The sequence below is a fragment of the Actinomadura sp. NPDC049753 genome, assembly GCF_040674655.1.
GTDB lineage: Bacteria > Actinomycetota > Actinomycetes > Streptosporangiales > Streptosporangiaceae > Spirillospora > Spirillospora verrucosospora.
This window is the reverse complement of record NZ_JBFARL010000156.1, coordinates 1-19254: the sequence shown is the minus strand read 5'-3', so window position 1 is coordinate 19254 and position 19254 is coordinate 1. Positions and strand designations below refer to the sequence as shown.

Annotated in this window: 20 protein-coding genes; 10 read left to right on the top strand and 10 right to left on the bottom strand. The window is 73.6% G+C overall.

Features of this window, described 5'->3' with window-relative positions; translation table 11 throughout:
* Positions 1 to 30 precede the first annotated feature (30 nt).
* The 5 genes from carB to pyrR are packed head-to-tail and all read right to left on the bottom strand — an operon-like array spanning position 31 to position 7319.
* Positions 31 to 3423: a carbamoyl-phosphate synthase large subunit gene (gene carB / locus AB0K37_RS30605; RefSeq protein ID WP_363986882.1), complete on the bottom strand. Its 3393-nt coding sequence runs from the start codon at positions 3421 to 3423 to the stop codon at positions 31 to 33.
* Complete coding sequence (gene carA / locus AB0K37_RS30600) at positions 3423 to 4541, bottom strand: glutamine-hydrolyzing carbamoyl-phosphate synthase small subunit (RefSeq protein ID WP_363986880.1); 1119 nt, start codon at positions 4539 to 4541, stop codon at positions 3423 to 3425. Before carA ends, carB begins: the two co-directional genes overlap by 1 nt.
* Positions 4538 to 5824, bottom strand: coding sequence for a dihydroorotase (locus tag AB0K37_RS30595; protein WP_363986878.1), 1287 nt, complete (start codon positions 5822 to 5824; stop codon positions 4538 to 4540). Before AB0K37_RS30595 ends, carA begins: the two co-directional genes overlap by 4 nt.
* Positions 5821 to 6762: an aspartate carbamoyltransferase catalytic subunit gene (locus AB0K37_RS30590; protein WP_363986877.1), complete on the bottom strand. Its 942-nt coding sequence runs from the start codon at positions 6760 to 6762 to the stop codon at positions 5821 to 5823. Before AB0K37_RS30590 ends, AB0K37_RS30595 begins: the two co-directional genes overlap by 4 nt.
* Positions 6759 to 7319, bottom strand: coding sequence for a bifunctional pyr operon transcriptional regulator/uracil phosphoribosyltransferase PyrR (gene pyrR / locus AB0K37_RS30585; protein ID WP_363986876.1), 561 nt, complete (start codon positions 7317 to 7319; stop codon positions 6759 to 6761). The genes AB0K37_RS30590 and pyrR overlap by 4 nt, the downstream gene beginning before the upstream one ends.
* 436 nt (positions 7320 to 7755) lie before the next feature.
* Here pyrR and AB0K37_RS30580 point away from each other — a divergent pair, with 436 nt between their 5' ends.
* Positions 7756 to 8250: a transcriptional regulator gene (locus AB0K37_RS30580; RefSeq protein ID WP_021597992.1), complete on the top strand. Its 495-nt coding sequence runs from the start codon at positions 7756 to 7758 to the stop codon at positions 8248 to 8250.
* Between the two features lie 69 nt (positions 8251 to 8319).
* On the opposite strand, the gene AB0K37_RS30575 is transcribed toward AB0K37_RS30580, so the two are convergent.
* Complete coding sequence (locus tag AB0K37_RS30575; RefSeq protein WP_363986874.1) at positions 8320 to 9744, bottom strand: MFS transporter; 1425 nt, start codon at positions 9742 to 9744, stop codon at positions 8320 to 8322.
* Between the two features lie 131 nt (positions 9745 to 9875).
* Between AB0K37_RS30575 and AB0K37_RS30570 the strand changes: the two genes are divergently transcribed.
* Entirely contained in the window at positions 9876 to 10535 is a 660-nt protein-coding gene (locus AB0K37_RS30570; RefSeq protein ID WP_363986872.1) for a hypothetical protein, read from the top strand.
* Positions 10536 to 10676: 141 nt separating this feature from the next.
* Here AB0K37_RS30570 and AB0K37_RS30565 read toward each other — a convergent pair whose 3' ends face one another.
* The 3 genes from AB0K37_RS30565 to AB0K37_RS30555 form a co-directional block, all read right to left on the bottom strand.
* Entirely contained in the window at positions 10677 to 11864 is a 1188-nt protein-coding gene (locus AB0K37_RS30565; protein ID WP_363986870.1) for a CoA transferase, read from the bottom strand.
* Between the two features lie 198 nt (positions 11865 to 12062).
* Entirely contained in the window at positions 12063 to 12566 is a 504-nt protein-coding gene (locus AB0K37_RS30560; RefSeq protein WP_089312401.1) for an SAV_6107 family HEPN domain-containing protein, read from the bottom strand.
* Between the two features lie 260 nt (positions 12567 to 12826).
* Complete coding sequence (locus AB0K37_RS30555) at positions 12827 to 13615, bottom strand: L,D-transpeptidase family protein (RefSeq protein WP_363986869.1); 789 nt, start codon at positions 13613 to 13615, stop codon at positions 12827 to 12829.
* A gap of 23 nt (positions 13616 to 13638) precedes the next feature.
* Between AB0K37_RS30555 and AB0K37_RS30550 the strand changes: the two genes are divergently transcribed.
* Genes AB0K37_RS30550 through AB0K37_RS30530 form a run of 5 tightly spaced genes read left to right on the top strand, consistent with a single transcriptional unit; the run spans position 13639 to position 16339 of the window.
* On the top strand, positions 13639 to 14103 hold the full coding sequence (locus tag AB0K37_RS30550; protein WP_363986867.1) for a YbaK/EbsC family protein: 465 nt from the start codon (positions 13639 to 13641) through the stop codon (positions 14101 to 14103).
* A gap of 30 nt (positions 14104 to 14133) precedes the next feature.
* Entirely contained in the window at positions 14134 to 14484 is a 351-nt protein-coding gene (locus AB0K37_RS30545; RefSeq protein WP_363986865.1) for an ArsC/Spx/MgsR family protein, read from the top strand.
* A 57-nt stretch (positions 14485 to 14541) separates the two neighbouring features.
* Positions 14542 to 15384 (top strand): hypothetical protein, encoded by an 843-nt coding sequence (locus tag AB0K37_RS30540; RefSeq protein ID WP_363986863.1) that lies wholly within the window; start codon positions 14542 to 14544, stop codon positions 15382 to 15384.
* 9 nt (positions 15385 to 15393) lie between these two features.
* The gene (locus tag AB0K37_RS30535) at positions 15394 to 15726 is read left to right on the top strand and encodes a hypothetical protein (protein ID WP_363986861.1); all 333 of its coding nucleotides are present in this window, start codon (positions 15394 to 15396) and stop codon (positions 15724 to 15726) included.
* A 10-nt stretch (positions 15727 to 15736) separates the two neighbouring features.
* The gene (locus AB0K37_RS30530; RefSeq protein ID WP_363986859.1) at positions 15737 to 16339 is read left to right on the top strand and encodes a GNAT family N-acetyltransferase; all 603 of its coding nucleotides are present in this window, start codon (positions 15737 to 15739) and stop codon (positions 16337 to 16339) included.
* On the opposite strand, the gene metF is transcribed toward AB0K37_RS30530, so the two are convergent.
* Complete coding sequence (gene metF / locus AB0K37_RS30525; protein WP_363986858.1) at positions 16276 to 17211, bottom strand: methylenetetrahydrofolate reductase [NAD(P)H]; 936 nt, start codon at positions 17209 to 17211, stop codon at positions 16276 to 16278. The genes AB0K37_RS30530 and metF overlap by 64 nt on opposite strands.
* A 179-nt stretch (positions 17212 to 17390) precedes the next feature.
* Here metF and AB0K37_RS30520 point away from each other — a divergent pair, with 179 nt between their 5' ends.
* From AB0K37_RS30520 to AB0K37_RS30510, 3 genes are all read left to right on the top strand, one after another.
* Entirely contained in the window at positions 17391 to 18443 is a 1053-nt protein-coding gene (locus AB0K37_RS30520; RefSeq protein ID WP_363986856.1) for a polyprenyl synthetase family protein, read from the top strand.
* A gap of 93 nt (positions 18444 to 18536) precedes the next feature.
* Positions 18537 to 19109 carry a carboxymuconolactone decarboxylase family protein gene (locus tag AB0K37_RS30515; RefSeq protein ID WP_363986854.1) on the top strand — a complete coding sequence of 191 codons (573 nt, stop codon included), beginning with the start codon at positions 18537 to 18539 and terminating at the stop codon, positions 19107 to 19109.
* The gene (locus AB0K37_RS30510; RefSeq protein WP_363986852.1) at positions 19106 to 19234 is read left to right on the top strand and encodes a hypothetical protein; all 129 of its coding nucleotides are present in this window, start codon (positions 19106 to 19108) and stop codon (positions 19232 to 19234) included. The genes AB0K37_RS30515 and AB0K37_RS30510 overlap by 4 nt, the downstream gene beginning before the upstream one ends.
* The last annotated feature ends 20 nt before the right edge of the window (positions 19235 to 19254 follow it).

Genomic DNA, 19254 nt, shown 5'->3' with positions numbered 1-19254 from the left:
GGGCCCCCCCCCCCCCCCCCCCCGGTCCTGTCAGCCGGGCGACACGGCGCCGTCCCCGTCCAGGGCCGCGCCGTCCGCGCCGTCCGGGCCGGAGGCGCCGGCGCGGCCGTGCGCGCCACTGAGCCGCTCGGCGTGCTCCTGGAGGGAGCGGACGCCGACCTGGCCGCCGGCGACGGCCTCGATGCCCTGCACGGCCGCCGCGAGCCCCTGGACGGTCGTCACGCACGGTACGCCCCGCAGCACGGCCGCGGTACGGATCTCGTAGCCGTCGAGCCGCGGCCCGGACTGGCCGGGGCTGCCGAAGGGAGTGTTGACGATGAGGTCGACCTCGCCGTCCAGGACGCGCCGCACGATCGTGGGCTCGCCGGACGGGCCCGGACCCTCGCTGTGCTTGCGCACGATCTTGGCACGCACGCCGTTGCGGCGCAGGACCTCCGCGGTCCCTTCCGTGGCAAGAATCTCAAAGCCCAGGTCAGCCAGGCGCTTCACGGGGAACACCATGTGCCGTTTGTCGCGGTTCGCCACGGACACGAACGCGCGCCCCTTGGTCGGCAGCGACCCGTACGCGGCCTGCTGCGACTTGGCGAACGCGGTGCCGAACACCTCGTCGATGCCCATGACCTCGCCGGTGGAGCGCATCTCGGGACCGAGGACGATGTCGACGCCCTGCCCGTGCTCGTTGCGGAACCGGTCGAAGGGCAGGACGGCCTCCTTCACCGCGATCGGCGCGTCCAGCGGCAGGGTCCCGCCGTCGCCGGCCTCGGGCAGCATGCCCTCGGCGCGCAGCTCGGCGATGGTCGTGCCCATCATCACGCGGGCCGCCGCCTTGGCGAGCGGCACGGCGGTCGCCTTGGAGACGAACGGCACCGTGCGGGAGGCCCGCGGGTTCGCCTCCAGCACGTACAGGACGCCCGCGGACAGCGCGTACTGGACGTTCATCAGCCCCCGCACGCCGACGCCGCGCGCGAGCGCCTCCGTCGACTCGCGGATGCGGCGGATGTCGTCGTGCCCCAGCGTGATGGGCGGCAGGGCGCACGCCGAGTCGCCGGAGTGGATGCCGGCCTCCTCGATGTGCTCCATCACGCCGCCGAGGTACAGCTCCTCGCCGTCGAACAGCGCGTCCACGTCGATCTCGATGGCCTCGTCCAGGAAGCGGTCGACCAGGACGGGGTGCTCGGGGCTCGCCTCGGTGGCGCGGGCCATGTACGACTCCAGCGTGGAGTCGTCGTACACGATCTCCATGCCGCGCCCGCCGAGCACGTACGACGGGCGGACGAGGACGGGGTAGCCGATCTCGGCGGCGATCTCCCGCGCCTCCTGGTAGGACGTGGCCGTGCCGTGCTTGGGCGCGAGCAGCCCCGCCCGGTGCAGGACGCGTCCGAACGCCCCGCGCTCCTCGGCGAGGTGGATGCTCTCCGGCGAGGTGCCCACGATCGGCACGCCGGCGTCCTTCAGCTTCTGCGCGAGGCCGAGGGGCGTCTGGCCGCCGAGCTGGACGATGACGCCCGCGACCTCGCCGGACTGCTGCTCCGCGTAGACGACCTCCAGGACGTCCTCCAGCGTGAGGGGCTCGAAGTAGAGCCGGTCGGAGGTGTCGTAGTCGGTGGAGACCGTCTCGGGGTTGCAGTTGACCATCACGGTCTCGTAGCCCGCCTCGGCCAGCGTGAACGACGCGTGGACGCAGGAGTAGTCGAACTCGACGCCCTGGCCGATGCGGTTGGGGCCGCTGCCCAGGATGATGACCTTCGGCTTGGCGCCCGGCGGTACCTCGGTCTCCTCGTCGTAGGCGGAGTAGAGGTAGGGGGTCTGCGCCGCGAACTCGGCGGCGCAGGTGTCCACGGTCAGGTAGACGGGGCGGATGCCGAGGGCGTGGCGCAGCTCGCGCACGACCTCCTCGGAGAGGTTGCGCAGCTCGCCGATCTGGGCGTCGGAGAACCCGTGCCGCTTGGCGCGCAGCAGCTTGTCCTTGGTGAGCGCGTCGTCGGCGGTGCGGATCTCCTCCGCGACCTCGTTGATGGCGGCGATCTGGTCCAGGAACCAGGGGTCGATGCCGGTCGCCTCGTAGAGCTCCTCGACGGTGGCTCCGGCCCAGAGCGCGCGCTGGACGTCCCTGAGCCGCCCGTCGTGGGGGCGCCGGGCCGACTCGACGAGCCCGGCGGCGTCGGCGTCGCCCGCCCAGCTGAACGAGGTGCCCTTCTGTTCGAGGGACCGCAGGGCCTTCTGCAGGGCCTCGGTGAAGCAGCGCCCGATGGCCATGGCCTCGCCCACGGACTTCATGTGCGTGGTGAGCGTGCCGTCGGCCCCGGGGAACTTCTCGAACGCGAACCGGGGCACCTTGACCACGACGTAGTCGAGCGTCGGCTCGAACGAGGCGGGCGTCTCGCGGGTGATGTCGTTCGGGATCTCGTCCAGCGTGTAGCCGATGGCCAGCTTCGCCGCGATCTTGGCGATGGGGAAGCCGGTGGCCTTGGAGGCCAGGGCCGAGGACCGCGACACCCGCGGGTTCATCTCGATGACGATCATCCGGCCGGTGCCGGGGTGCACGGCGAACTGGATGTTGCAGCCGCCGGTGTCGACGCCGACCTCGCGGATCACCGCGATCGCGACGTCCCGCATGTTCTGGTACTCGCGGTCGGTCAGCGTCAGCGCGGGGGCGACGGTGATCGAGTCGCCGGTGTGCACGCCCATCGGGTCGAGGTTCTCGATCGAGCACACGATCACCACGTTGTCGCGGCGGTCGCGCATGACCTCCAGCTCGTACTCCTTCCAGCCGAGGATCGACTCCTCCAGGAGCACCTCGCCGGTCGGGGACGCGTCCAGCCCGGCCCCGGCGATGCGGCGCAGGTCGTCCTCGTCGTGGGCGAAGCCGGAGCCCCGCCCGCCCATCGTGAACGACGGCCGGACGACGAGGGGGTAGCCGAGCTCGCCCGCCGCCGCCAGGCAGTCCGCCATCGAGTGGCAGATGACCGACCGGGCGGACTCGGCGTTCAGGCCCTGCTCGCGGGCGACCTTGGCGACGACCTCCTTGAACCGCTCGCGGTTCTCCCCGGCCTGGATCGCGTCCACGTCGGCGCCGATCAGCTCGACCCCGTACTTGGCCAGGACGCCGCTCTCGTAGAGCGCGATGGCGGTGTTCAGGGCCGTCTGGCCGCCGAGGGTGGGCAGCAGCGCGTCCGGCCGCTCCTTGGCGATGATCTTCTCGACGACCTCCGGGGTGATCGGCTCGACGTAGGTCGCGTCGGCGAACTCGGGGTCGGTCATGATCGTGGCCGGGTTGCTGTTCACCAGCGTGACCCGCAGTCCCTCGGCCTTGAGCACCCGGCACGCCTGGGTGCCGGAGTAGTCGAACTCGCACGCCTGCCCGATGACGATCGGCCCGGAGCCGATGACCAGGACGGAGTTCAGGTCTTCGCGGCGCGGCATTACTTCGACGCCTCCATCAGTTCGCAGAAACGGTCGAAGAGGCCGGAGGCGTCGTGCGGGCCTGCCGCGGCCTCCGGGTGGTACTGGACGCTGAACGCCGGGCGCTCCAGCAGCCTCAGCCCCTCGACGCACCCGTCGTTCAGGTTGACGTGGCTGACCTCGCCGGGCCCGTAGGGGGTGTCGAACGGCCCGTCGGCGGGCGCGTCCACGGCGAACCCGTGGTTGTGCGCCGACACGTCGACCTTGCCGGTCGTCCGGTCCTGGACGGGCTGGTTGATGCCCCGGTGCCCGAACCTCAGCTTGTAGGTGCCGAGGCCGAGCGCGCGGCCGAAGATCTGGTTGCCGAAGCAGATCCCGAAGAACGGCGTCCCGGTGTCGAGGACGCCCCGCAGCGCGTCCACGGCGTAGTCCGCGGCGGCCGGGTCTCCGGGGCCGTTGGAGAAGAACACGCCGTCGGGGGCGAGGGCGAGGATGTCCCCGGCCGTGCTGGTGGCCGGCAGGACGTGCACCTCGCAGCCCCGCTCGGACATCCGGTACGGCGTCATCGACTTGATGCCGAGGTCGACGGCCGCGACCGTGTAGCGCTTCTCGCCCCGCGCCGGGATGACGTAGGGCTCCCGGGTGGAGACGTCCCGGGCGAGGTCGGCGCCCTCCATCGAGGGGCTCTGCCGGACGCGCTCGACGAGGGCGTCCTCTCCGGCGAGGGCGGCGTCCGCGCCGCTGAAGATGCCGGCGCGCATCGCGCCCCGGTCGCGCAGGTGCCGTGTCAGCGCCCGCGTGCCGGGGATGGCGATGCCCACCACCCCCTGCTCGCGCAGCGCCGAGCCGAGCGAGCCCGTGGCGCGCCAGTTGGACGCCACGCGGGCGGGCTCGCGCACCACGTAGCCGGCCACCTGGATACGGCGCGACTCGGGGTCTTCGGCGTTGACGCCGGTGTTGCCGATGTGGGGGGACGTCATCGCCACGATCTGGCGCGCGTACGAGGGGTCGGTCAGAGTCTCCTGGTAGCCGGTCATGCCGGTGTTGAAGACCATCTCGCCGAAGGTCTCGCCCTCGGCCCCGTACGCGGCCCCGCGGAACACCCTGCCGTCTTCCAGAACGAGCAGAGCAGGGTTCATTGGAGCTTCCCTTCGAGGACGGTCGGCTTGCCGCGCAGGAACGTCGCGACGACCCGGCCGGGCAGCTCCAGCCCCGCGAACGGGGTGTTGCGGCTCTTGGAGGTCATCGCCGACGGGTCGACGGCGCGGCGCGGCGACGGGTCGTACAGCGTGATGTTGGCGGGGGAGCCCGCCTCCAGCGGACGTCCCTGTCCGGAGAGGCGGCCGATGCGGGCGGGGCGGACCGACATGCGGTCGGCGACCCCGGCCCAGTCGAGCAGACCGGTCTCGATCATGGCCTCCTGGACGACCGGCAGCGCCGTCTCCAGGCCGATCATGCCCATGGCGGCCACGGCCCACTCGGTCTCCTTGGCCTCGACCGGGTGGGGGGCGTGGTCGGTGGCGACGCAGTCGATCGTGCCGTCGGCGAGGGCGTGCCGCAGCGCGGTGACGTCGTCGGCGGTGCGCAGCGGCGGGTTGACCTTGAAGATCGGGTCGTAGGACCCGGCCTTGGCGTCGTTCAGCAGCAGGTGGTGGGGGGTGACCTCGGCGGTCACCGGGCAGCCCTTGCTCTTGGCCCACCGGATGATCTCCACCGAGCCGGCCGTGGAGACGTGGCACACGTGCAGCCGCGACCCGACGTGCTGGGCCAGCAGCACGTCCCGGGCGATGATCGCCTCCTCGGCGACGGCGGGCCAGCCGCGCAGGCCGAGCGCCGCGGACATCTCGCCCTCGTTCATCTGGGCGCCCTCGGTGAGGCGCGGCTCCTGGGCGTGCTGGGCGACGACGCCGTCGAACGCCTTCACGTACTCCAGGGCCCGGCGCATGATGACCGCGTCCGACACGCAGTGCCCGTCGTCGGAGAAGACCCGCACCCCGGCGGCGGAGTCGGCCATCGCGCCCAGCTCGGCGAGCTGTTCGCCGGCGATGCCGCGGGTGACCGCCCCGACCGGCTGGACGTCGCAGTACCCGGCCTCGCGACCGAGGCGCCACACCTGCTCGACCACGCCGGCCGTGTCGGCGACGGGGTCGGTGTTGGCCATCGCGTGGACGGCGGTGAACCCGCCCATCGCGGCGGCCCGCGTGCCGGACTCGACGGTCTCGGCGTCCTCGCGGCCCGGCTCGCGCAGGTGGGTGTGCAGGTCGACGAGACCGGGCAGGGCCACGAGCCCGCCGGCGTCGACGACCTCGGCGCCGGACTCGTCCAAGCCGGTCCCGACCGCGGCGATCGCGCCGTCGCGGACGAGGATGTCGGCGGCCCGGCCGCCGAGGATCCGGGCGCCCTTGATGATGTAGGTGCTCACTGGGGGACCTCCTGGCCGATGGCGGGCTCGGAGCCTCCGAGCAGCAGGTAGAGGACGGCCATGCGCGCGCTGACGCCGTTGGCGACCTGCTCGACGATCGTGGAGCGGACCGAGTCGGCGACCTCGGCGGCGATCTCGACGCCGCGGTTCATCGGCCCGGGGTGCATGACGATGGCGTGGTCGGGCAGCTCGGCCATGCGCTCGGCGTCCAGCCCGTAGCGGCGGCTGTACTCGCGCACCGTCGGGAAGTAGGCGGCGTTCATGCGCTCCTGCTGGACGCGCAGCATCATGATCACGTCGCTCTTCGGGATGACGGCGTCCAGGTCGTAGGACACCGCGCAGGGCCAGGTGTCGATCGCGACCGGCAGCAGGGTCGGCGGCGCGACCACGGTGACGTCGGCGCCGAGCGTGTCCAGCAGCAGGACGTTGGATCGTGCCACCCGGCTGTGCAGCACGTCCCCGACGATCGTGACCTTGCGGCCCTCCAGATCGCCCAGGCGCTTGCGCATCGTGAACGCGTCCAGCAGCGCCTGCGTGGGGTGCTCGTGGGTGCCGTCGCCGGCGTTGACCACGCTCCCCCGCACCCAGCCGGCCAGCCGGTGCGGCGCGCCGGAGGCGTTGTGCCGGATGACGACGCCGTCCGCGCCCATCGCCTCCAGGGTGAGCGCCGTGTCCTTCAGGCTCTCGCCCTTGGAGACGCTGGAGCCCTTGGCGGAGAAGTTGATCACATCGGCGGACAGCCGCTTGGCCGCGGCCTCGAACGAGATGCGGGTGCGGGTGGAGTCCTCGAAGAACAGGTTGACGACCGTCCGGCCGCGCAGCGTCGGCAGCTTCTTGATGGAGCGGCCCGCGATCTGCGCGAGCTCCTCGGCCGTGTCGAGGACGAGCAGCGCGTCGTCGCGGGTGAGGTCGGCGGCGGAGATCAGGTGGCGGTTCATTCGGTACCCCCCGTCGGGCCGAGCAGCACCGCGTCGCGCCCGTCGTTCTCGTCCAGCAGGACCTTCACGGTCTCGCGCATGGAGGTGGGCAGGTTCTTGCCCACGTAGTCGGCGCGGATCGGCAGCTGCCGGTGCCCGCGGTCGACCAGCACCGCCAGCTGGACGGCGCGGGGCCGGCCGAGGTCGTTCAGCGAGTCCAGCGCGGCGCGGACCGTCCGCCCGGAGAACAGCACGTCGTCGACGAGCACGACGACCCTGTCGTCGATCCCCTCGGCGGGCAGCTCCGTGCGGCCGAGGGCGCGGGCGGGACGCATCCGCAGGTCGTCCCGGTACATGGTCACGTCGAGCGAGCCCCAGGGCACCGGGCGGCCCTCGACCTCGCGCAGGGCGCCGGCGAGCCGCTCGGCCAGCGTCACGCCCCGGGTCTGGATGCCGAGCAGCAGGACGTCGTGGCCGCCCTTGGTCCGCTCAAGGATCTCGTGTGCGATGCGGGTCAGCGCGCGCCTGATGTCGGGACCCTCCAGAACGGCCTTGGGCCGGGGGTCACCGTCCGCCACGCGATGCTCCTGCCTGGAGGCAGCATTCACCGCCGAAACCTCCTTCCCCGCCTCACGGGACGGGCCTTAAAGGACGTCGTGTCCCCCACACGTTAGCAGCCGGTCCCGCCTGCCCCGCACCCCGGCCCGGTCCCCGTCTTCGCAGGTGAGAGGGGTCACATTACGAGGCGTTCCGGAGGCCGGGGCGGCCGCCCGGCCGGGCCGCCGCGCCCCCGCCCGCACGGGCCGGCCGCGATCCGGACGGCCCGGATCGAGTCCTGCGGATTCGACCGCTTTTTTCCAATCAGCTTGACCTGGGGCCGTACCCGTTTTACCGTCACTGTCCGTAACCATCCCTGGAGACAGAGTCCTGAGGCCCCCTGGCTTCGCGAATCTGTCTCCCCCCGGTGACAGCCGGGGTTCGACGACGACGAAAGTGAGCCTGGGGGGCCGCATCATGCCGTCTGAATATGCAAAGGCTCTCGGCGCGCGCCTGCGCGCCATCCGCACCCAGCAGGGCCTGTCCCTGCACGGCGTGGAGGAGAAGTCACGCGGCCGCTGGAAGGCCGTCGTCGTGGGTTCGTACGAGCGGGGCGACCGCGCCGTCACCGTTCAGAAGCTGGCCGAGCTCGCCGATTTCTATGGCGTGCCGGTTTCCGAGTTGCTGCCCGGCGGAGCCGCGCCGAGCCCGCTCGGGCCTACACCCAAGCTCGTGATCGATCTAGAGCGGTTGCAGCAGCTTCCGAAAGACAAGGCCGGTCCTCTCGCCCGCTACGCCGCGACGATCCAGAGCCAGCGGGGCGACTACAACGGAAAGGTCCTGTCCATCCGTCAGGAGGACCTGCGATCACTCGCGGTCATCTATGACAAGTCCCCGACCGAGCTCACCGAGGAGCTGATCGGCTGGGGCGTCCTCGACCCGGAGGCGCGCCGCGCCGTCGAGTCGTTCTGAGTCACCGCACCACCTGTTCCACCGCACGACCTGCTTCACCGCACGACCTGCTTCACCGCACGACCTGCTTCACCGCACGACCGTGACGGGGTCCGGCACCGCGCCGGGCCCCGTTCCGCGTGCGCGCCGCCGCCCCGGGCGCGGGACGAGCAGGGCCAGCGGGAGGACGGCCGCCATGACGGCGGCGCTCACCGCGAACCCGGCGGAGAACCCGCCGTCGCCGGGGACGGCCACGACGATGACCGCGCTGACCTGCGTCCCGAGGGACGCTCCGACCGTGCGCAGCAGCGTGTTGATGCCGGTGGCCACGCCGGTCTCCCCGGGCGGGACGGCCGCGACCACCAGGGTAGCCACGGCGGCGTAGGCGAAGCCGAGGCCGACGCCCCGCGCCAGGCCGCCGACATAGAGGTGCCACATGGCGCCGTGCTCGACCGCCACGAACGCGTAGCCGAGACCGGTCGTCGCCGCGCCGCCGAGCAGCACCGCGCGGGAGCCGACGCGCCGGTCGAGCAGGCCCGCCGTCATGCCCGCGACGGTCATGCCGACGCTGGCGGGGAGCTGAAGCAGCGCCGCCTGCGTGGCCGTCCCGCCGAAGCCGTACCCGGTGCCCTCCGGGAGCTGGACGAGCAGGGGGAACAGCAGCCCGCCCGCCATCAGGGCGTAGCCGGACAGGAGCGAGGCGGCGTTCGCCGTCCACACCCCGCGCACCCGCATGAGGCGCAGGTCGATCAGGGGCTCGCGGACGCGGCCCTCCACCCACAGCCAGGCGCCGGCCGCCGCGAGCGCGAGCGCGAGGAGCCCGAGGACGCCGGGGGACGTCCAGCCCCAGTCCATCCCCTCGGTGAGGGCGGTGAGCGCGGCCACCAGCCAGGCGGCGAAGAGGGAGGCGCCCCACCAGTCGACCCGCGCCGCCGGGCGCGGCGCCTCGCCGCCGCGTCCGGCCGGAACGATCCACCAGGCCAGGACGACGCCGGGCACCAGCCCGATGACCGGCACCCACAGCAGCCACCGCCAGCCGAGCAGGTCGATGATCGGCCCCGCGAGGCACCACGACACGGCGCCGCCGAGGCCGAGCATGGACGACATGAACCCGACGGCCGGGGCCCGGCGGGCGGGCGGCAGGACGTCCCGGATGATCGTGTACGCCAGCGGGAAGACGCCGCCGCCGACGCCGGACAGGACGCGCCCGGCGAGCATGACCGGCACCGTCCCCGCCAGCGCCGCGACGACCGTCCCGGCGGTGGCGACGGCGAGCACGGCGAGCAGCACGCGGCGCGCCCCGTACAGGTCGCCGAGCCGCCCGACCACCGGCGTGGCCACGGCCGCGGACAGCGTCATCGCCGTGAGCGCCCACGCCGCGCCCGCCGGGGTCGTGTGCAGGCCGTGCTGGATCTGCGGCAGCGCTGGCGTCACCACGGCCATCGAGAGCGAGTAGGCCATCACGCCGAGGAAGGCCAGCAGGGGGACCAGCCCGCGCCCGCCCCGCCCCGCCACCGCGTCCTCCCGAAGTTCGCCCCCCTAACAATCTCATAGTGGAACGAACCGCCCCGCTCCCCCCTGCGGGGGGATCCGGTTCGGTCACGGGAGGGAAGGCGGCCGCGCCCGGGGCGGACAGGATCATCTGCATGACCGTGCTCTCCCGTCCAGCCCCTCCCGCGCCCCCGGCGACACGGCACGTCCCGCGCTGGGCGCCTCCGGCCGCCCACGCGATCGCCCTGCTCGCGCTGCCGTCCGGCGTCTGGCGGCTCGGCCTCGCCCTGGGCTTCCACCTCGGGTACACCGAGGAGGGCTACCGGACCGTCTGCCCTCCCGGGTTCTGGGGCCCCGGGTACCTGGTGCTGCTCGCAGTCCTCAGCGAAGGCGCCGCCCTCCTGGCCCTCGGCCTCGTGCGGCCGTGGGGCGAGGTCGTCCCGCGCTGGGTCCCGTTCGCCGGAGGCCGGACGATCCCGCCCGCGGCGGTCCTGGTGCCCGCGTGGGCGGGCGTCGCCGTCCTCGCCGCGCTGTGGACACCCCTGGCGGCCTGGTGGAGCATGCCCGCGGACGGCATGACCCCGACCGGCCACACCGTGGTCGGGTTCCTCTACCTGCCTCTCGTGGCCTGGGCGCCGCTCCTCGCCGCCCTTGCCGTCGCCTACCGCGCCGCCGCTGAGGGGCCGGTGGCGTCACCCTCGACATGCTCGCCGCCGGCCGAGGCCCTCGCCGAGGTCGTCACGCCCGACGAGTTCGGCGTTGATGACGTGGCCCGGCTTGCGCGTGGCCTCGTCCGCCACGCAGCTCGCGGGTGAGCAGCGCTACGGCCGCCCCACCCCGTGCCCGAGGCGGCGCCCGATGCGTCGTCGTGACGTCCCGCTCGGCGACGCCGACGCCGGTCTCGCGGATCTCGTGGTGGCGCGGGCTCCTCACAGCGATCTCCACGCTCGACCGCGTCACGAGCCCGTGATCGTTCCGTTGGCTCGCAGGGCCTCGACGCGCTCGGGGGGCAGGCCCAGGACGTCCCGGAGCACCTCGTCCGTGTGCTCGCCGAGGGTGGGCGCGGGAGCCGGCGGCCGCGAGGACTCACCGAACCGCACGGGCGAGCCCGGGGCCAAGTGGAGGCCCACGCCCGGCTGGTCGAGCGGCGCCATGAGCGGCTCGTCGCGCAGTCCGGCGGCCACCTCCGCGAAGTCGCGGTAGCGGGACCACAGGACGGACGTGCGCTCCAGCCCGTCCGCGACCTGCCCGCAGGTGCGGGAGGCGAACCACGACGCGAGCACGCCTCCCAGCGCCTCGCGGTGGCCGTAGCGGTCGCCGGCGCGGCGGAAGTCGGCGCCCAGGGCGCGTTCGAGCGCTTCGACCACCTCGCCGAGGCCGGTCGCCTCGACCAGGTCGCGCCAGTGCCGGGCCGTGAGGACCGCCACCATGACCCGTCCGTCGGCCGTGGCGAAGTCGCGCCCGAAGTCGCCGAAGAGGTGGTTGCCGAGCCGCGCCCGGGGCTCGCCGAGCTGGGCCTCCGCGAGGTACCCGAGGTTCCCCGCGGTGGCCAGGGCGACGTCCCGCAACGCGACCCGGATCTGCCGGCCCTCGCCGGTGCGCAGCCGGTGCCGTTCCGCCGCCAGCAGCCCGACGGCCATGTAGAGGCCGCACGCCACGTCCCACGCGGGCAGCGCGTGGTTGACGGGGGCCTCCTGCCCGGCCGGCCCCGTGATCGACGGGAAGCCCGTGGCGGCGTTCACCGTGTAGTCGACGGCGTTGCCGCCCTCCCGGGTCCCCTGCAGCCGGACGTGGATCAGGTCGGGCCGCGCGGCCCTCAGCTCCTCGTAGGACAGCCCCGGCCGGGGCGGCGCGTTGGTCAGGACCGCCCCGCCGCGCGCGACGAGTCCGGCGACCAGCTCGCGGCCTTCGGACGAGCGCAGGTCGACGGCGACCGACCGCTTGCCCTTGTTCAGCCCGGCCCAGTACAGGCTGCGGCCGGACGGCGCGAGCGGCCACCGGTCGATGTCGGGTCCGCCGCCGATCTGGTCGACGCGGATGAGGTCCGCGCCGAGCTGGGCCAGGGTCATCCCGCCCAGCGGCGTCGCGACGAAGCTGGACAGCTCGATGACGCGCAGCCCGTCCAGCGGCAGTAGGTCGGCCATCCGGCCATGTCTACCAACCGTCCTCCGCCGCGCCGCGACCGGGGTGAGACCGCGCCGGAGGGGCCGGCTCGGGGGGTTGCGGCCCCTCCGGCGCGATCGGTCCGGCCGCCGGAGGGGGGACGCGGCCTCCCATGGCGGGGCGGCGTCCCCGGCCTCCGGCGGGGCCGGCCCGGGGAGGGGGACGGCCTCCGGGGTGGCTCAGCCGGCTTCAGGGACGGGCAGGGTGGGCTGCCCGTCGACGCCGAGGGTGTCCTCGACGAGGGTGACGAAGACCTCGGCATCGTGCAGGAGCTCCTCCGCGTCGCGCGGGGTGACGGCGCGCGGCAGGCCCGCCTCGGCCGCGGCGCGCTTGTCGGCGCCGGCGGCGAAGAAGGCGGCCCACTCCCGCAGCGCGGGCTCGGCCTCGGGCAGCAGCACCCAGACGCTGCGCGGACGGCCGCGGCGGTGGGTCTCCAGAGGCTCCTTGGACGCCAGGACCGCCGCGGCCGCGCGCAGCGCCGCCAGGTGGGCGCACACGTAGCGGACGGCCGGCGAGGTGGCCTCGGCCGCCTCGGCGAGGCCCATGCGGGCGGCGTGCAACTGCCCGACGGCCGTGTGCGCCGGGCGCGGCGCGGGCATCGGGCGGTGGCGTGGGCGAGGACTGGGGGACGGGACGGACTGGGCTGCGGAGTGGACTCCGCGGGCGGTCATCGTTCCGGACATCTCTGCCTCCTTCCGGGGCTCGGGCCGGCCGGGCGGAGAGCTTCCCCTCTCTCCGCCCGGCCGTCGGCCCCGCCGAAACACCGCGATCGGCGGGACGTCGCCCTGGCGCGGGCCGCGAGTCCCGCACCACATCGAACATAAGTTCGATGCGCTTCACAGTAAACCGCCCTGACGGCGATTCGTCAACGTGTTCGAACGCGTGTCGTATCCCGCAGGTCAGCGGGCTTGACGGCGGCCCGGACGCGGCTCTCGCGGGGAGGCTAGCGAGGCCGCCTGACGTGCACGGGAACGCCCGTGCCGACGAGGTCCGGGAAGTACTCGGCGATGTGCATCGGCATGCGGACGCAGCCGTGCGAGGCGGGGTGCAGGGGCACGTCCAGGGCGCCGTGGAAGGCGATGCCGCCGTTGAAGTAGATGGGGTTGTAGAGCTGCCCCAGGGGCGAGGTCTCCCAGCCGGAGGCGCGGCGTCCGGTCCGGAAGTCGCCCGTGCCGGTCGTGGCGTAACGGCAGCGCGCGACGGTGGCGCCCCGGTCCTTGGCGCAGTAGTACTCCCCCGACCCTGACGACACGTGCGTGATGAGCCGCGGCCTGCCGTCCTTGTAGAGGACGAGGTACTGGCGCTTCAGATCCACGTCGACGCGGTTCCTCTCGCGCTTCTCGGCCACCGGCCGAGGCTCCTTGGGGGCGTCCAGAGCCTTCCAGAACGAGGTGGAGAGAGTGCTCTTCTGCTTGAGACGGTTCACCGCCTGGAACGCCCACACGGCCGTCTGCGTGGAGGGCCCGTACTTCCCGTCAGCCTTTCCGGGGTCGTAGTGCAGTGCCTTGAGGCGCCGCTGGAGCGCCTCGACGTCGGGCCCCTTGGCGCCCGGTTTCAGCTTGCGGTGCGCGGGGCTCGGCGTGGGCGTCGCCGGCGCCTTGGACGGCGTCCCCCTCGTCGTCCCCTCCGACGGGGCGGGAGCCGCCGCGTCGATGTCGTCGCAGCCCGTCAGGACGACGGCCGCGATCAGCAGAACCGCGCTCTTCCGCACGTCGATCGCTCTCCCTCGCATGCGCTGACCTTAAAGTTCTACCCATGCATCCGAATGCCGAAATCGTCGCGAAGGCTCTGCTCGACCTGGGCGCGACGGGCGCGATCGTCGAACTGCCCGACTCGGCGAGGACGGCGCAGGCCGCGGCCGAGCAGCTGGGCTGCGAGGTCGGCGCGATCGCCAACAGCCTGGTGTTCGACGCCGACGGGTCGCCGCTGCTGGTGATGACCAGCGGCGCGCACCGCGTCGACACGGTGAAGGTCGCGGCGCTGGTGGGCGCGGCGAAGGTGCGGCGGGCGTCGCCGGAGTTCGTCCGGGAGGCGACCGGCCAGCCGATCGGGGGCGTCGCGCCGGTCGGCCACCCGGAGCCGATCCGCACGCTGGTGGACGTCTGGCTGGACAAGCACGACAAGGTGTGGGCGGCGGGCGGGCACCCGCACACCGTCTTCCCCACGTCGTACGGCGAACTGCTGAGGATCACCGGCGGGACCCCCGCCGAGGTCGAGTGACGGCAGGCGAGGCAAGGGAACGGTGGAGTGATGGAACTGTGGCACAACCCGCGCTGCTCGAAGAGCCGCGCCGCCAAGACCGCGCTGGACGAGGCGGGCGTGGAGTACACCGAGCGCCGCTACCTGGACGAGCCGCCCACGGCGCGGGAGCTGGACGAGGTCCTCGCCCGCATCGGCGCCGAGCCGTGGGACGTGGCGCGGCTGAACGAGCCGGTCGCCAAGGAGCTCGGGCTCAAGGACCTCGAACGCGACCGGGCCCGCTGGATCGAGATCATGGTCGCGAACCCGGTGCTGATCCAGCGTCCGATCGTCGTGGCGGACGCGAGCGCCGTCGTGGCGCGCGATGCCGAATCGGTGCGCAAGGCCCTCGACAGCCAGTGACACCGGTGTGATTCTGGGGAGTCGGGAAACGTCGCAGGGGCGAGCACCGGAGGGGTGATGGCGACGCAGATGCGGACGGGTCCGGCGGCGCGCGACCCGCAGTTCCGGGGGATCGACCCGCCCGCGCTCAACCAGGTCATCAGGCAGCTCCAGGACGCGCAGAACGCGATCCAGGGCTGGCTGAACGGCCATCGCCCGCCGCCCGGCGTCTCCGCGGCCGGGTACCGGCAGGCCGACGAGGTGGCGCGGTGGGCCGCCGAGCAGCTCGGGATGCTGACGCGCCGGTACAACTTCGCGGTCACCCATCCCTCCCCCGGCGGAGGCATCGACATGCCGCCGGCGCCCACCCCGGCCCCGGCGCCGGGGAAGACCGGCGGCGGCCCGGTGGGGGCGCCGCGGCCGGTGAAGGCGCCGCCGCACCGGACCCCGCCCGCGAAGGCGACGCCGCAGCCGACCCCGCACGGCGCCGGCGACATCGGCAACTTCCCCGACCGGCCGGCCGCCGCCCGGGCCGCCAGGGCCGACGCGCTGGCCGCGGCGGCGTCCCTCCAGCACGGCCGTCCCGTCCCGGACACCGTCTGGAAGCACCTGGAGGCCAACGCCGGCGACCCCGACTACACCGAGAAGCTGTACGAGCGGCTCGGCCCGGCGACCGCCGCGGAGCTGCTGAAGGCCGCCCAGGGCGACAGGGCGCGGCTGGCGGCGGTGCAGCAGTCCCTCGGCACGTCCAGCCACCATCTGACGATGGATGTGAAGTGGCTGCGCGCCTTCCTGGCCGAGGCCGACCGCGCCGGGGTCCGTCCCGTGGCCGTCCAGGTGCTCCTGGGCGCCGACATGAGCGGCCGCACGCGCGAGGCCCTCGCCCGGCTCGACCTGCACCCGTCCACCGCCACCGCCTGAGAGGTCGCCATGGCCGCTCCACCGCCTCCCGGCAGCCTGCCCCCGCCGATCACGGGCGCCGCGTCGGCCCGGCTGTCGCCCGCCGAGCAGCCGAACCCGGAGTACCAGCAGCTCTACCAGGCGTACTCGGACGCCTACGGCAGCATCGACCGGCTCCGGCAGGCCCTGGACGGGCCCGTGAAGACCCTCGGCGGGACGGACGCGTGGCTCGGCCCGGAGGCGCGCGAGTGGGGCGGGCAGCTCGACGCCAGCCGCGGAACGCTGCGGAAGGCCGCCGACCGGATCCTGTGGGACCTCTACGATCGGCTCTCCGCGACCCAGCGGACCATCACGCGGGTCTAGTCTCTGTCGGGTGAGGGACCCGAAGCTTCGCGAGATCGACGAACGCGCCTTCCTACGCAGGCTGAGCCCCATGCTGGACGTGTACGCGGCAGCGATGGAACCGCCGAACGAGCAGCTCCCGGGCCGGCACACCATCATGGAGCGCCATTCCTCGTATCCGGGGTTCCGCGCGTTCGTGGTCGAGCGGCGCGGGGCGCTGCCCGTCATGCCGGCGCCCGTCCAGGGGTTCGCCTACGGCTTCCACGGGGCGCGCGGCCAGTGGTGGCACGACGTCGTCTACCAGGCGCTGTCGGACCGCGAGGGGCCCGAGCACGCCGACTCGTGGCTGGAGGACGCCTTCGAGGTCGCCGAGCTGCACGTCCATCCGCAGGCGCAGGGCAGGGGCCTCGGCCGGGCGCTGCTCAACGCGCTGTGCGGCGGGCGGCCGGAGCGGACGGTGGTCCTGTCGACGCTCGACAGGACGCCGGACACCCCGGCGCGCCACCTCTACCGTTCGGTCGGCCTGGTCGACCTGCTGGCCGACTTCGAGTTCCCGGGCGGCGGGCCCCGCTACGCGGTGATGGGCGGGCGGCTGCCGCTCGCGCCGTACCCGGCGCCGTCCAGCAGCGAGTAGACCTCGCGCGTCGCCGTCGACTTGTTGAACGTGATGAAGTGGATGCCCGGCGCGTCCTGCTCCAGCAGCTCGACGCACAGCTCGGCGGCGTGCTCGATGCCGAGCCGGCGGACGGCCTCCGGGTCGCCCGCGACGGCCTCGAAGCGGGCCCTGACCTCGGGCGGGAACGGCGCGCCCGACAGCTGCTCGGACCGCTCGATCGTGCTGAGCTGGGTGACCGGCATGATGCCGGGCAGGATCGGCACGTCGCAGCCGGCGGCCTCGACGCGGTCGCGCAGCCGGAAGTAGTCCTCGGCGCGGAAGAACATCTGGGTGATGGCGTAGTCGGCGCCGGCCCGGCACTTGTCCACGAAGTAACGGGTGTCGCTCTCGATGTCGCGCGAGCGCGGGTGCTTGTAGGGGAACGCGGCCACGCCGACGCAGAAGTCGCCGTAGGAGCGGATCATCCGGACCAGCTCGGCGGCGTACTCGACGCCGTCCGGGTGCTTGACCCACTCCCCCATCGGGTCGCCGGGCGGGTCGCCGCGCAGCGCCAGGACGTTGCGGACGCCGGCGGCGGCGAACCGGCCGATCAGGTTGCGCAGCTCCGCCTGGGAGTGGTTCACGGCGGTGAAGTGCGCGACCGGCGTGAGGGTGGTGTCGGTGGCGATGCGCTCGACGATGTCGACGGTCGTGTCGCGGGTGCCGCCGCCCGCGCCGTAGGTGACCGACACGAACGTCGGGTGCAGGGACTCCAGCTCGCGGATCGCACGCCACAGGTTCCGCGCGCCCTTGTCGGTCTTGGGCGGGAAGAACTCGAACGAGAACGAGCGCTCGCCCGAGGCGAGCAGTTCTCGGACGGTCGGGGGCCTGTGGGGGCGTACGGGTCGCATTCCCCAAGCCTACAGAAGCGCGCCCGAGCGGACCGGCGCGGCCGGGAAGGGCGGGGGGCCGCCGATCCGCGTGATGCTCGCCACACCGGACATGCGTTATGTCCGCATTTCCGTAGATCTTATGACATCTCACGTTCACGATGGAGGGTGGAAAGCACCCAGGTGGATACGATCTCGGCATGTCGACCACCCGGATCCGCAAGGAGGTCGACGAGGCGCTGCTGGCCTTCGTCGACCGCCGGCGCCCCGCGCTGCGCGCCATCAGCGAGGACCTCGCACCGCTGCTGTCGGCCCTGGACGCACTGCTCGGCGGCGGCAAGCGGCTGCGTCCCGCCTTCTGCTACTGGGGGTGGCGCGCGGCGGGCGGCGAGGACGGGCCCGGCATCGTGGCCGCCGCCGCGTCCCTGGAGCTGCTCCAGGCGAGCGCGCTGATCCACGACGACGTGATGGACTCCAGCGACACCCGGCGCGGCCAGCCGTCCGCCCACCGGCGGTTCGAGGCGCTGCACCGCGCCCAGGCGTGGCCGGGCGACGCCGAGGCCTTCGGCGGCGGCGCCGCCATCCTGCTCGGCGACCTGTGCCTGGCCTGGTCGGGCGAGATGTTCGAGACCTCCGGGCTGGACGGTGCGAGCAGGTCGCGCGGCCGGGCGGTCTACGACCTGATGCGCACCGAGGTCATGTGCGGCCAGTACCTCGACATGCTGGAGGGGGCGCGCCGCCAGGCGAACGTCGCGACGGCGCTGCGCGTGGTGGAGTACAAGAGCGCCAAGTACACGATCGAGCGCCCGCTGCACCTCGGCGCGGCCCTGGCCGGCGCCCGCCCCGACGTGGCGGCCGCGCTCACCGGCTACGGCCTGCCGCTCGGCATCGCCTTCCAGCTCCGCGACGACGTGCTCGGCGTGTTCGGCGACCCGGCCGAGACCGGCAAGCCCGCGGGCGACGACCTGCGCGAGGGCAAGCGGACCGTCCTGGTCGCGCTCGCCCTGGAACGCGCCTCCGCGAGCCAGGCCGCGGCGCTGGAGCGCCGCCTCGGCGACCCGGCGCTGGACCGTCCCGGCGTGGACGAGCTGCGCGCCGTCATCGAGGAGACCGGGGGCCTCGCCGCGTGCGAGGCCATGATCGGGCGCTACCTGCGCGAGGCGGAGAAGGCCCTGGAGACCGCCCCGATCACCGACGGCGCCCGGGAGGCGCTGGCGGAGCTCGCGGTGGCGGCCACCACGCGCAGCACCTGACCCGCCCGCCTTCCGTGTCCCCCGTGACACGATCCGGCCAAGTTTTGCCGGCGCACTAGAACTTTCCCACTGATCGGTGGCAGAAATGTCGCCATGTGCGCCGACACCCCAGGAGACCGCGTCCCGCGCTTCGACCCGCTCCCGGAGGAGGAGTGGGACGACGTCGTCCGGGCCGTGACCGACACGATCGGGCCCCTGAACGTCATCACCACGCTCGCCCGGCACCCGGAGCTGTTCCGGTCGTGGATCGGGTTCGGCTCCATGCTGCTGATGAACGGGACGCTGGGCGCCCGCGACCGCGAGCTGGCGATCCTGCGCACGGCGCACCACCGGTCCTGCGCGTACGAGTGGGACCACCACCGGCGGGTCGCGCTGGACGCGGGGCTCACCGAGGAGGAGATCGCCGCGCTCCGCGAGGACCCGGACGGGCACGGCTGGAGCGACGACGACCGCATGGTGCTGGCCGCCGCGGACGAGCTGCACGAGCGCGGCACGATCAGCGACGCCGCGTGGACGGAGCTGGCCACGCGCTTCGGGGAGCGCGAGCTGATCGAGCTGGTGATGCTGATCGGCCACTACCACATGGTCGCCTTCGCCCTGAACGCCCTGCGGGTCCAGAACGAGGACGAGGATCACCGCGCCCGCGGGGAAGGGGCGGGCGGATGAGGCCGGGACGCGGGCCGGCGGGGGCGCTCGCGGCCGTCTCCGCGCTGGCGCTGACGGCGGCGCTGGCAGCGGCGCCGGCGACGGCGCTGGCGGCGTCCGCGCCCGGCGAGGCGCGGGCGCGGTGATCCTCGTCCTCGTTCTGGAC

Coding starts and splice junctions, on each gene's coding strand:
- carB (WP_363986882.1), bottom strand. CDS start 3,423: ATGCCGCGCCGCGAAGACCTGAACTCCGTCCTGGTCATCGGCTCCGGG.
- carA (WP_363986880.1), bottom strand. CDS start 4,541: ATGAACCCTGCTCTGCTCGTTCTGGAAGACGGCAGGGTGTTCCGCGGG.
- AB0K37_RS30590 (WP_363986877.1), bottom strand. CDS start 6,762: ATGAACCGCCACCTGATCTCCGCCGCCGACCTCACCCGCGACGACGCG.
- AB0K37_RS30580 (WP_021597992.1), top strand. CDS start 7,756: ATGCCGTCTGAATATGCAAAGGCTCTCGGCGCGCGCCTGCGCGCCATC.
- AB0K37_RS30570 (WP_363986872.1), top strand. CDS start 9,876: ATGACCGTGCTCTCCCGTCCAGCCCCTCCCGCGCCCCCGGCGACACGG.
- AB0K37_RS30565 (WP_363986870.1), bottom strand. CDS start 11,864: ATGGCCGACCTACTGCCGCTGGACGGGCTGCGCGTCATCGAGCTGTCC.
- AB0K37_RS30560 (WP_089312401.1), bottom strand. CDS start 12,566: ATGTCCGGAACGATGACCGCCCGCGGAGTCCACTCCGCAGCCCAGTCC.
- AB0K37_RS30555 (WP_363986869.1), bottom strand. CDS start 13,615: ATGCGAGGGAGAGCGATCGACGTGCGGAAGAGCGCGGTTCTGCTGATC.
- AB0K37_RS30550 (WP_363986867.1), top strand. CDS start 13,639: ATGCATCCGAATGCCGAAATCGTCGCGAAGGCTCTGCTCGACCTGGGC.
- AB0K37_RS30545 (WP_363986865.1), top strand. CDS start 14,134: ATGGAACTGTGGCACAACCCGCGCTGCTCGAAGAGCCGCGCCGCCAAG.
- AB0K37_RS30540 (WP_363986863.1), top strand. CDS start 14,542: ATGGCGACGCAGATGCGGACGGGTCCGGCGGCGCGCGACCCGCAGTTC.
- AB0K37_RS30535 (WP_363986861.1), top strand. CDS start 15,394: ATGGCCGCTCCACCGCCTCCCGGCAGCCTGCCCCCGCCGATCACGGGC.
- metF (WP_363986858.1), bottom strand. CDS start 17,211: ATGCGACCCGTACGCCCCCACAGGCCCCCGACCGTCCGAGAACTGCTC.
- AB0K37_RS30520 (WP_363986856.1), top strand. CDS start 17,391: ATGTCGACCACCCGGATCCGCAAGGAGGTCGACGAGGCGCTGCTGGCC.
- AB0K37_RS30515 (WP_363986854.1), top strand. CDS start 18,537: ATGTGCGCCGACACCCCAGGAGACCGCGTCCCGCGCTTCGACCCGCTC.
- AB0K37_RS30510 (WP_363986852.1), top strand. CDS start 19,106: ATGAGGCCGGGACGCGGGCCGGCGGGGGCGCTCGCGGCCGTCTCCGCG.